Below are 9,446 nucleotides of genomic sequence, written 5' to 3'. Positions count from 1 at the left end.
AGGCGGCGTTGGCATCAATGCGCAACTGTCTCACAATTTCTCCCTTCATGGTGATGTAAGCTATCAACAAAAGCTTCAAAAAACCGGTATATCTGGTGCAAGCTTTTCAGGAGGAATACGCTATCAGTTTTAAAACAAAACTGTCAAAACAGCCTATTCATTCTATTTAATTTAACAAAAAAGGCAGCACATCGTGTTGCCTTTTTATCTCTCCTCTATTCTTCTCTACTAATACACATCGCCAACATTTCTCTTTGAGAAAATTAGTTAAAAAACTTCAAGACAATAAAATATCGCGCTTTCAACTAGTAAAAATTTCTCTTGAAAAAAACTAAAAGTCGATTGAAAAATCAATGAACGCTATTTCATCGTAACCGTATTAAAGGAAAACATGAAAGCTATGGTATTCGCTTTGTTTATGATGTTGAAAGAGATCTCTATCAGGCTCAAGCATACAGTTTTTTGAAATTTTCTTGCCTACTTCTTTTCTTTAAGCATAAGCAACAAGTTTTATGCAAACATAACACATATCTTGAATAGAAAAACTTATAATACTTATATAATATTAACATAATATATTTATTTTAGAACAAAATGAATTTAAAATATAATTCATTATATATTAAATATATAATTTATTTTATACTTTACATAAAAATAAAAATCGCCTATCACGTTCCATCTCTAAAATACCCATCCATTTGATATCCTTCTTATAAGCGGGGGAAGAGTGTGTGGCACTTATAATTTACTTATAATTTAGGAAATCTTGATGTGTAAAAAGTCCCTTTTATCCTGCACGGCTGTCATAGCTGTCATGCTATTCAACACCCATCTCAATGTATATGCTGAAACTCTTGAAGTTTCCGGCGAGAAAAAAGAAGTATCTAATACAACGTATGAGATGATTAATGCGAAAGACAACGGAGAAATCACTGGCACACATTTAACTGTGGTTGGGAATAAAGACACAGATATTTATGCTGTAACAGCTGACGGTCTTGGCAGTGCGATTACATTCCTGCAAGACACAGCCATTAAAGGAACTGATTTTGACATTCGTCTTGGTCTTAATGCAAAAGATGGTGCTACAATCAAAATGACTGGAGGCATTATTACGGTTTCTGAAATTGGCGCTTTCTTCGAAAACAGTATGAATGATAAAAACAAGCTGGAAGGTGTAACAATATCAAGCGGTAAAGACGACCACTTCATGGACGAGGGAATAAATGCCGACAACAAAAGCAAAGTTACTTTAGAAAACGTAACGGTTACACAAGCAAACACCAGTATATTTGCAAATGATCATTCTGAAATAACGATATTAGGAGGAGCATTTGATGGAGAACTCAAAGGAATATCCGCTACAGGAGGCAGCGCTATTACTTTAACTTATAGCGAATTAGCCGATAACAAAAAAAGCAGTGTTCAAGTTACATCATCCCATGGTGATGGACTTTATGCAAATGGTGAACAATCTACAATCACAATGACTGGTGGAGCAATAACTGGAAGAAGCACAGCATTGCTTGCAGAAAATGGCGGACATATTGACATCTCAGATGTTACTTTAAAAACAGATGGCACCGGAATCGGTGCAATAGCCAATGATGTTAACAGTAAAATTGAATTGCATGGAAATACGGTAATTAATGATGCTGTAATTGGGCTTTATGCAGAAAACAGTGGCACAATCACAATGACAGGAGGAACCATTAAAGCTTTTGAAACTGGCGCATTCTTCAATGAAAGTAAGAGCAAAAAAAACAAGCTAGAAAATGTAACAATTACTTATGCAAACACCAGCATAAGTGATCAAGACAAGCTAGCAAATGCAAAAACATCGGACAATGAATTAGACGCTGGCTGGGAAAGTGAATTAGAAAATGAATTGGAAAATGAAGAGTTTTTATACACAGGAATAACAGCCTTTGCTGGAAGTCAAGTCACTTTAGAAAATGTAACCATTACCCAAGCAGAAACCAGCATATCCGCAGAAGGTCATTCTCAAATAGCGATATTAGGAGGAGAATATAATGGAGAACACGCTGGGCTATACGTTACGGAAGGCAGCATCATTACTTTAGCCAATAGTCAAAAAGGCAGCGTTCAAGTTACATCATCTTATGGCGATGGACTCTATGCAGACGGTTTATTCTCCACAATCACAATGATGGGAGGAATAGTGACTGGGGGGAACAGAGCATTATTGGCAGTGAACGGTGGATATATTAGAGGCGAAAATGTTGTTTTAACAACAACAGATGGTAACGGAAACGGAGCAGCTTCCACAGATCCTTACAGCTTGATTGAATTGTATGGGAAAACAACGATTAATAATGCTTTTATCGGGCTTTATACAGAAAACAGAGGTGTCATCATGATGACGGAAGGAACTGTAACTGGAAAAAGCGCAGCATTATTTGCAAAGAACGGCGGATATATTGATGTCACGGATGTAATACTAACAACAATGGATGGTAACGGATACGGTGCAGCCTCCACTGATCCTAACAGCTTAATTGAATTACATGGGAAAACAACGATTAATAATGCTGTAACTGGCCTTGGCGCAGAAAATAGTGGTACCATCACAATGAAGGGAGGAACTGTAACTGGGACAAGCGCAGCATTGCTTGCAAAAAGTGGTGGACATATTAAGGTTGCAGATGTCACTCTAACAACAATAGGCAACGGATACGGTGCAGCTACCACCGATCCTGATAGCTTGATCGAATTGCAAAGCAAAACAACAATTAATAATGCTTTCATCGGGCTTAATGCAGAAAATAGTGGTACCATCACAATGACGGGAGGAACTGTAACTGCTGCAAACATGGCAGTGCTTGCAAAAAGCGGTGGGCATATTAAGGTTACAGATGTTGCTCTAACAACAAATGGTAACTATGGCGCAGCTACCACCGATCTTGATAGCTTGATCGAATTGCAAGGCAAAACAACAATTAATAATGCTTTCATTGGACTTAATGCAGAAAATAGTGGTGCCATCACAATGACGGGAGGAACTGTAACCGCTGTAAACATGGCATTGCTTGCAAAAAACGGTGGACATATTAAGGTCGCAGATGTTGCTCTAACAACGATGTATGGCAACGGATACGGTGCAGCTACCACCGATCCTGATAGCTTGATCGAATTGCAAGGCAAAACAACAATTAATAATGCTTTCATCGGGCTTAATGCAGAAAATAGTGGGGCAATCACAATGACGGGAGGAACTGTAACCGCTGCAAACATGGCAGTGCTTGCAAAAAGCGGGGGGCATATTAAGGTTACAGATGTTGCTCTAACAACAAATGGTAACTATGGCGCAGCTACCACCGATCCTGATAGCTTGATCGAATTGCATGGCAAAACAACAATTAATAATGCTTTCATCGGGCTTAATGCAGAAAATAGTGGGGCAATCACAATGACGGGAGGAACTGTAACCGCTGCAAACATGGCAGTGCTTGCAAAAAGCGGGGGGCATATTAAGGTTACAGATGTTGCTCTAACAACAAATGGTAACTATGGCGCAGCTACCACCGATCCTGATAGCTTGATCGAATTGCATGGCAAAACAACAATTAATAATGCTTTCATCGGGCTTAATGCAGAAAATAGTGGTGCCATCACAATGACGGGAGGAACTGTAACCGCTGTAAACATGGCATTGCTTGCAAAAAACGGTGGGCATATTAAAGTTACAGATGTTGCTCTAACAACAACAAATGGTAACTATGGCGCAGCTACCACCGATCCTAACAGCTTGATTGAATTGTATGGGAAGACAACTATTGATAATGCTGTAACCGGACTTGATGCAGAAAATAGTGGCACAATCATAATGACTGGGGGAACAGTAACTGCGAAAACCATGGCATTGTTCGCAATGAATGGTGGACATATTAAGGTCACAGATGTTGCTCTAACAACGATGGATGGTAACGGATACGGTGCAGCTACCAGCAATCCTAACAGCTTAATTGAATTGTATGGAAATACAGCGATTAGCAATACTTTCATCGGGCTTTATGCAGAAAACGGTGGCGCGATTAAAATGAATGGAGGGACCGTAGCAGCAAAAGGATCAGCATTTGTTGTAAAAAATAGCGGATATATTGATGTAACAAATGTTTCTGCAACAGCAGAAAACAGTGGCATAACATTTGATAAATCCGAGGACGATAACACCTTAGAAATCAACTTGACAAATACAAAGCTTCGCACTGAAAATAGTATTGGAATTAATGCAGACCAATCAATCGGTATAGCCAATCTCAAAAATTCAGAAATCAGTGCCGATATTTTATTAGCGGCAAAAGATTCAACTAAAGAAAATAACTTTGCTTTTACACTAAATGCTAATAACTCGGTATTAAAGGGAAGAGCAAAAATTGCAGAAAACAGAACTGTACGCTTTGATTTGGCAAACAAGACAACATGGATATTGAAAACCAGTACAAAAGAAACCGATGATGATGGAAAACTGCTTGCTATTGCTCAAAGGTCACGTTCTGATATTTCTGTGCTCAATCTAAATGATAGTTCTATTGTTTTCAATGGACTGGTAGAAGATCATTATCATACATTGCATGTAGGATCTGGAATACCAACCACTCTAGCAGTCTATAATGCCTCTGGTGAGGCAGAAATTCATTTCAACGCTATATGGAGTGATGGTGTTGCAATAGATGCACAAAAAACCGATAGGCTTCTCATTCACGGTGATGTAGCAGGCACCACAACAGTTTACGTCAAAAGTTCTTCAGGGGATAAAGAGAGTGTAGAAAATGCTTCTGCTCCTTCCAATATAGGTGGACTTTCACTTATTCAAGTTTCTGGAGAAGCAAAAGAAGACTCCTTTAAATTGAAAAATGGCTATACCACCATAGGAGGAACTCCTTATAAATATACGCTGACTGCCTATGGACCAGTATCAAGTTATGGCAAGGCCAATGCTAACCAAAACTTATTCGATGAAAAGGATAAAGATTTCTGGGATTTTCGCTTGCAGTCTGAATTTCTTAACCCCGATTCAAAAGTAAGAGCAGTTGTACCACAAATGGCAAGCTATTTGGTTATGCCAAATGCTTTCTTTTATACTGGATTGGCCGATATGGCCAAGCAAAATGCACTTTTAGCCAATATGAGAACAACAGTCTTGGGAGAGCAGAAAAATCTAAAAAACAGTTTCTTCCTCTCTACCTATGGGGGTAAAGGAACCTTATCCTCGAAACGTGGTCCCCTTAAATATGGTTATGGTGCTGATGTCCGTTATGCTGCTCTCCAAGCCGGTGTCACATTAGCGGTATTAGAAGGACAAAATACCACGACACATTTCGGTCTTGTAGGCACCTATGGGCGGCTATCTTTCACTCCAAAGGATATGGATGATGTCAGTGAGAGCACATTGGATAAATGGTCACTAACAGCTTATGGCAGCGTGCAGCATGACAATGGTTTCTATATGGATACACTGTTATCCTATGGAATTCTAAAAGGAGATATCGGCAATGCTATCATTGGCAAAACCGCAAAGTTGAAAAATGCCAAAATGTTGAGTATCTCCACCACTGTTGGCAAAGAGTTTGCAACCGGAATGGAAGGCTTAACCTTCGAGCCTCAAGCACAACTTGCTTATCAACATTTGATGTTTAATACCATTGAAGATGCTGATAATTTTACCGTTGATATGAAAAATCCTTCTCAATGGTTGATCCGTGTTGGTGGACGTTTAACCAAAACCATTATGACTGCTGAAAATGGTCCTGCCCTTTCCTTCTATGGAAAAGTAAACTTGATCAAAACCTTTGGTGATAATGGAAAAGTACAAATGAGCAAGAATTTTAACCTTGATCCCATGGGAACAGCAATTGAGGGAGGAATTGGTATCAATGCGCGACTATCTCACAACTTCTCTCTTTACGGTGATGTAAGCTATCGACAAAAGCTTCAGAAAACTGGTATAAGTGGTGCAAGCTTTTCAGGTGGCATACGCTATCAGTTTTAATACAAGGCTATAAAAATAGCCTATTCATTCTATTCAATTTAACAAAAGGGCAGCCACAATATGCTGCCTTTTTTGTACATTAAAGCCATCTTTTTTCCTTTTAAAGCACCCTTCCCTCTTTATACTTAGTTCTTTACGAAAATCACCAAGACAAGACACAACAAATGCAACAGAGCACTTCCATCCCCAGTGGATGAAAAGTACTTCCTACTTTGAGAAAAAGAGAAGTCTATTAGAAATAAATTAATACCACTGTGTTGAAAAATGAAAATCCACTTTAAGCCCAAGTAGATTAGCTTTTTTATAAGCTTCTTCTACATCCTTTTTTGTTCCCTCATAACCCCAATTTGGGTCATATAATAATCCCTACCATCACGTAAAAGATGTCATGGTACCACTATATCAGTATCTCACAATATTTCTCTGAATAATAATATTCAAAATTATAATTCTTTAAATAAAATCAGTTATAAATACATTTTGTATTAGACATAATTAATATCAATTATTTTTTAATTTTGACAAAAAACCAAAAATGTCTTACCAAATAAAGACAATTACTGAAATTAATAACAACTATCCATTTTCACTTCTTCTTATGAAGTTCGCGGGGAAATGAATATTTGGGGGCTCTCATAAGGAGAATACTAGTGTATAAAACATCCCTTTTATCATGCACGGCTGTAGCCGCTATTATCCTATTTAACATCCAGTTCAGTGCACATGCTGAAACCCTCGTAGTTTCTGAGGGAAAACAACAAGAAGTATCCGATAAAACCTACGAAACTATTCACGCAAAAGGCGGTGGCAAAATCATTGGAAAACATTTAACCATTGTTACGAATAAAGATATAAACCAGGGCACAAACGAAACCGTCTATGCTGTAACAGCAGAAGGTGCTGACAGTGCGATTGAGTTACTGGATGGCACAACCATTAAAGGAACTGGTTCTGGTATTTTCTTAGGCCTTGAAGCCAAAGACGGTGCTACACTTCAAATGACTAAAGGAACAATTACATATTCTGGAATGGGGCCCTCCTCATCTGGCATTTTATCTAGCACTGGCGCTTCCTTTTCTGACAGTAAGAGTAAAAAAAACAAGCTGGAAGACGTGGTAATATCGAGTGAAAACGATAACATTTTACTATCCTTAGGAATAAGTGCTAAAAACAGCACAGTAACCTTGAACAATGTAACCATAACTCAAGCACTAACAGGCATATTTGCAGATGATCACTCAACAATAACAGTGTCTGGAGGATCATTTCGTGCAAAAAATACAGCAATATCTGCTCAAAATGGCAGCATCATTACTTTAAACAACAATGTTACAGTCGCATCATCTAATGGTACTGGACTCCATGCAGATGGTATAGAATCCAAGATCACAATGAAAGGAGGGGCTGTCATAGGAGGAAGTTTGAATGGACATGAAGGCGCATTACTTACAGAAAATGGTGGACGTATTGAAATTACGGATGTTACTCTAACAACCGATAACTTCGGAAACGGTGCAAATGCCCATGGCTTTGGAAGCATAATTGAATTAAAAGGCAAAACAAGCATTGAAAAAGTTAGAGACGGACTGAGAGCAGAAAAAGGTGGTAAAATCACCAGCGAAGATTTAACAATAACTGCTTATGAAAACCAAGAATACGGCACTTCTGGTATAATAGCCATTGATCCCAATAGTGAAATTCAATTAAAGGGGCATACAACCTTTGAAAAAGTTTCGTACGGTCTTGGAGCCTATAATGGTGGTAAAATTACCAGCGGAGATTTAACAATAGTCGGTGGTAAAGCAATTAATGACAACCCCAATGAAGCACGATCTGGTGTATGGACAGCGGGCTCTGGGAGTGAAATTCAGTTAACGGGCAAAACAACCATTCAAAATTTTGATGAAGGTCTTTATGCAGAGAATGGAAGTAAAATTATTAGCGGAGATTTAACAATAATCGGTGGTGAGTCCGAAGCAGCAACCGTTGGTGTAAACACTTGGGAGGCTGACAGTATAGTTGAATTAAATGGCAAAACAACCATTCAAAATGTTGATGTTGGTCTCGCTATTGGTAAAGATAGCACAATTAAGATGATTAATGGCGCTATTGATGCTAATTCTAAAGGTCTAGATACCCAATCCGACACCCTTCAGAATGGGAAGAAAAATAAAATAGAAGCAAAAAAAGTTGCAATGGTTGTAATAAATGGCGGCCATATTGATCTAACGGATGTTTCTGCAAAAGTAGGAATCAGTGGCTTACAGTTCTTAGCTGTCTCTGATATTGATAAAAATGAATCAGATGATCCACAAAAACACCAAAGTAGTGAGATCAATCTGACTAATGCAGAGCTTCATGCTGAAAATGGTACTGGAATTTTTGTTGGAGCTTTTACTAACGATAACATTGAAGATATTCCAGGTTTGTCAATCGGTACAGTCAATCTCAAAAATTCAGAAATCCATGCCGACGTATTATTAGGAGATGGTATTTTCGAAAATCCAAAATCTTGGGGAACCGATAATTATTGGAATGATAAAGAGGTTAAAGCGATCTCCAACGGCACCTTCACCTTAAGCACTGATCAGTCTACTCTAGAAGGCAGAGCAAATATTGCTAAAGACAGAAATGTGCACTTTGATTTAAAAAACAATACAACGTGGACGTTGAAAATCAGCAAAAATGAAAAAGATGATGATGGCAATCTGCTTGATATCGCTCAAAGATCTCGTTCTGATGTTTCTGTGCTTAATCTCGATAACAGCTCCATTGTTTTTGAGAAACCAACCGAAGATCATTACCAAACATTGCATATAGGTTCTGGTAAACCAGACACGCAAGAAGTCTACAATGCAACGGGTGATGCAAAGATTTACTTCAATACGGCTTGGAGTGATGGTGCTGCAATAAATGACCAAAAAACCGATAGACTTTTGATCCATGGGGATGTCTCTGGCAACACATCAGTTTATGTCACGGGGCGCTTAGAAGAGAACAATATCGAAGCAAACACCTCTGCTGCTGCCAATGTCCGTGGTCTTTCACTCATTCAAGTTTCTGGAAAAGCAGAAGAAAACTCTTTCAAACTGGTAAATGGTTATACCACAAGAGGTGGCTTACCGGATATGTATACACTACGTGCCTATGGACCAGACTCAAGCCAAGGCAAAGCCGATATTGCACAAAACCTCTTTGATGAAAAGAATGAAAGTTTCTGGGATTTCCGTTTGCAACCCGAACTGCTTGGCTCCAATTCTGGTTCAAATCCTGATCCTGAAACAAATATCCCTACCGTTGCCCCTGTACCACAAACAGCAAGCTATTTGGTCATGCCAAATGCTCTCTTCTACAGTGGATTAACCGATATGGCTAAACAAAACGCACTCTTAGCCAATATCAGAACATCTGTCTTAGGAAAAGAAGAGGA

General features: G+C 38.7%; 3 protein-coding genes. All 3 read left to right on the top strand.

The window, feature by feature from the left end:
* On the top strand, positions 1-133 hold a 133-nt coding region (locus ACFINA_RS09010; protein WP_375607490.1), incomplete at its 5' end, for an autotransporter outer membrane beta-barrel domain-containing protein.
* A gap of 639 nt (positions 134-772) precedes the next feature.
* On the top strand, positions 773-6,016 hold the full coding sequence (locus ACFINA_RS09005) for an autotransporter outer membrane beta-barrel domain-containing protein (RefSeq protein WP_375615457.1): 5,244 nt from the start codon (positions 773-775) through the stop codon (positions 6,014-6,016).
* A gap of 650 nt (positions 6,017-6,666) precedes the next feature.
* On the top strand, positions 6,667-9,446 hold a 2,780-nt coding region (locus tag ACFINA_RS09000), incomplete at its 3' end, for an autotransporter outer membrane beta-barrel domain-containing protein (RefSeq protein WP_375615456.1).

This window comes from Bartonella sp. AC10YNML (genome assembly GCF_042196825.1).
Classification (GTDB): domain Bacteria; phylum Pseudomonadota; class Alphaproteobacteria; order Rhizobiales; family Rhizobiaceae; genus Bartonella.
The sequence above is the reverse complement of the archived record's forward strand: the minus strand, read 5'-3'. Positions and strand labels throughout refer to the sequence as shown.

Excerpts from the sequence above, each read along its gene's own strand:
- ACFINA_RS09005 (WP_375615457.1), top strand. The coding sequence starts at position 773 with ATGTGTAAAAAGTCCCTTTTATCCTGCACGGCTGTCATAGCTGTCATG.